Origin of the sequence: Thiorhodococcus minor (assembly GCF_010820565.1) — a bacterium.
Taxonomy (GTDB): domain Bacteria; phylum Pseudomonadota; class Gammaproteobacteria; order Chromatiales; family Chromatiaceae; genus Thiorhodococcus; species Thiorhodococcus minor.
The window spans coordinates 1-3,256 of sequence record NZ_JAAIJQ010000189.1 but is presented as its reverse complement, the minus strand read 5'-3'; the positions used below and the strand labels follow the sequence as shown (position 1 = coordinate 3,256).

General features: G+C 64.6%; 4 protein-coding genes. All 4 read left to right on the top strand.

Annotated features, from left to right (window positions below; all coding sequences use genetic code 11):
- Positions 1-414: NAD-dependent epimerase/dehydratase family protein (locus G3446_RS26085; RefSeq protein ID WP_164456579.1), on the top strand; the 414-nt coding region annotated here is incomplete at its 5' end.
- A gap of 21 nt (positions 415-435) precedes the next feature.
- A complete protein-coding gene (locus G3446_RS26080; protein WP_164456578.1) occupies positions 436-1,488 on the top strand; it encodes an Rpn family recombination-promoting nuclease/putative transposase in 1,053 nt (350 codons plus the stop codon).
- Between the two features lie 330 nt (positions 1,489-1,818).
- Positions 1,819-2,949 (top strand): GDP-mannose 4,6-dehydratase, encoded by a 1,131-nt coding sequence (gmd, locus tag G3446_RS26075; protein WP_164456577.1) that lies wholly within the window; start codon positions 1,819-1,821, stop codon positions 2,947-2,949.
- A gap of 20 nt (positions 2,950-2,969) precedes the next feature.
- The coding region (locus G3446_RS26070; RefSeq protein WP_209262642.1) for a PD-(D/E)XK nuclease family transposase at positions 2,970-3,256 on the top strand (287 nt) is incomplete at its 3' end.

The following is a 3,256-nucleotide window of genomic DNA, read 5'->3' as shown; positions in this document are numbered from 1 at the left end:
CTCAGACGCTTCCATGAGGCCACCCAGCGCAACGCCCCCGAGGTCGTCATCTGGGGCAGCGGCACCCCCAAGCGCGAGTTCCTCCACGTCGACGACATGGCCGCCGCCTGTCTGCACGTGCTGAATCTCGACACCGACGCCTATCAGGCCAACACCCAACCCATGTGCTCGCACATCAACGTTGGCACCGGCACCGATGTCACCATCCGCGAGCTGGCCGAGACCATCGCCCGGGTGACCGGGTATCAGGGCGAGCTGCGGTTTGATCCGAGCAAGCCCGATGGCGCGCCGCGCAAGCTGCTCGATGTCTCGCGCCTCACCGCGCTTGGCTGGCGGGCGCACTATCACCTGGAGTCCGGGCTCAGACAGACGTATCACTGGTTCTGCGACAACCTCGACGCCTTTCGGCGCTAAGGCGATCACCAAGCGCGCGCCATGAAATCACCGGCACCCACCACCGAGACTCGGCGCGAGCCGACCCACGACAGCGGCTATAAGCTCCTCTATGCCCACGCCACCATGGTGCGCGACCTGCTCACGGGCTTCGTCCCCGGCGACTGGGTCCACAGCCTCGATCTCAGCACCCTCGAGCGCTGCAGCGGCAGCTACGTTACCGAAGACCTGCGCGACCGTGCCGACGACCTCATCTGGCGCCTACGCTGGGGCGAGGACTGGCTCTACGTCTACCTGCTGCTCGAATTCCAATCCACCATCGACGCCTGGATGGCGGTGCGCATCCAGACCTACATCGGGCTGCTTTACCAAGACCTCATCCGCGCCGAACAGCTCAGCGCCCATGGACGTCTGCCCCCGGTTCTGCCGATCGTGCTCTACAATGGCGCCCAAGTCTGGAACGCCGCCGAGACCCTCGAGCCGCTGATCGAGCCCGCGCCACCCGTCCTGGCCGATTATCGTCCTCAGCAAGCCTATCTGCTGCTGGACGAACAACGCTTGGCGAAGGCCGAACAGGGGCCGACACGCAATCTCAGCGCCGCGCTCTTTCGTCTCGAAGCCAGCCGCAGTGCCGAGGACGCCCTGGCCATCGTGCGCGCACTGGTTGAATGGCTCAACGAGCCCGAGCAAAGCAGCCTGCGCCGTGCCTTTGCCGTTTGGTTCGGGCGGGTGTTCCTACCCAAACGTCTACCCGGGGTGTCGGTCACCCCCATGAGCGATCTCAGCGAGGTCTATCACATGCTAGCCGACAACGTCGAAACCTGGACCGAGCAATGGAAGCAGCAGGGCCTAGAGCAGGGCCTAGAGCAGGGCCTAGAGCAGGGCCTAGAGCGGGGCCTAGAGGAAGGCCGCCAAACCACCCGGCACATCCTTTCGCGCTTAGCCCGCCGCCGCTTTGGTCCCGAGGTGGCCGAGCAGAGCCAGCCGCTGCTGGCCCGCATCAGCGATCCCGAGCAGCTCGAAGAGCTCGCCGATCAACTCCTGCTCAGCCCCGACGGGGACGTTTGGCTTACCCAGCTCAAACGCGCATCTTGAGCCATCCCCCAGTGCAATAAGCCATCGGCAAGCTGCGCGCGATGAGCGCCGATGAAGAAGAACGCGACTGGGCCAAGGCGCAGCCTCAGCGACGCCCAGATTGCCCAAGCAACCGGACTCGCACTCGCTCAAGTCGAAGCCCTGCGTGCGCTCAAGCCGCACGGCTAAACCGCCACTATCCGTCAGGACGCCCTCTGTATAATGACGTTACAAGGTCGTGTCGAGCGCACAGTCAGGGCGTCCAACCCTAACAACCGCCAGCGAGCCCCAGCTAGGCCGGCTTGAGAACTCAAGGCAGCCGAAGACTATCAGCCAAGGACTACGTCACTCGTGCCAAAAACCGCTCTCATCACCGGCATTACCGGCCAAGACGGCAGCTACCTCGCCGAATGCCTGCTCGAGAAGGGCTACGAGGTCCACGGCATCAAGCGCCGCGCCTCGCTGTTCAACACCCAGCGCGTCGACCACATCTACGAAGACCCGCACCAGCGCGAGCAACACTTCGCGCTGCACTATGGCGACCTCACCGACACCTCCAACCTCACGCGCATCATCCAACAGGTACAGCCCGACGAGGTCTACAACCTCGGCGCCCAATCCCACGTCGCCGTCAGCTTCGAGGCCCCCGAATACACCGCCGACGTCGATGCCATCGGCACCCTACGTCTGCTCGAGGCCATCCGGTTTTTAGGCCTCACCGACAAGACCCGCTTCTACCAGGCCTCCACCTCCGAGCTCTTCGGCCAGGTCCAAGAGGTCCCGCAGCGCGAGACCACCCCCTTCTACCCGCGCAGCCCCTACGCCGCCGCCAAGCTCTACGCCTACTGGATCACCGTCAACTACCGCGAGGCCTACGGCATGTACGCCTGCAACGGCATCCTCTTCAACCACGAGAGCCCGCGCCGCGGCGAGACCTTCGTCACCCGCAAGATTACCCGCGCCCTAGCCAACATCGCCCAAGGCCTCGAGCAGTGCCTGTATCTCGGCAACATGGACGCCCTGCGCGACTGGGGCCACGCCAAAGACTACGTGCGCATGCAATGGCTGATGCTCCAGCAAGACCAGCCCGAAGACTTCGTCATCGCCACCGGCAAGCAATACTCCGTGCGTCAATTCGTCGCATGGACCGCCGCCGAGCTTGGCATCAGCCTCGAATTCCAGGGTGAAGGCCTCAACGAGCAAGGCCTCGTCACCGCCATCGCCGATCCTGAGATCGCCCCCGCGCTCAAGGTCGGCGACGTCATCGTCCGCGTCGACCCACGCTACTTCCGCCCCGCCGAGGTCGAGACCCTGCTCGGCGACCCGACCCACGCCCGCGAGCGCCTCGGCTGGGTGCCCGAGATCACCGTCCAGGAGATGGTCGCCGAAATGGTCGCTGAAGACCTGCAGAGCGCTCGCCGCTATGCGCTACTCAAGGCCCACGGCCATGCGATCCCAATCGCGCGCGAGGATGGGCGCTGAAGTCAGCAGGCCGATCCCCCATGCCCACACTCCTCGACCCTACCAACGACTACGTCTTCAAGCGGGTTTTTGCCGAAGCCCCCGAGCTGCTGCGGGCGCTGATCAACGACCTCCGCCCCGATCTACCCAACATCACCTCAGTCGAGATCCTCAACCCCAACATCGAGCCCAACGAGCTCACCGGCAAATACATCATCCTCGATGTCCTGGCCCGGGACGCCGACGGCCATTGCTACAATGTCGAGGTCCAAGTCCGCCGCTACGGCGCCTGGCACAAGCGCGGCCTGTTCTACCTGGCGCGCACCCT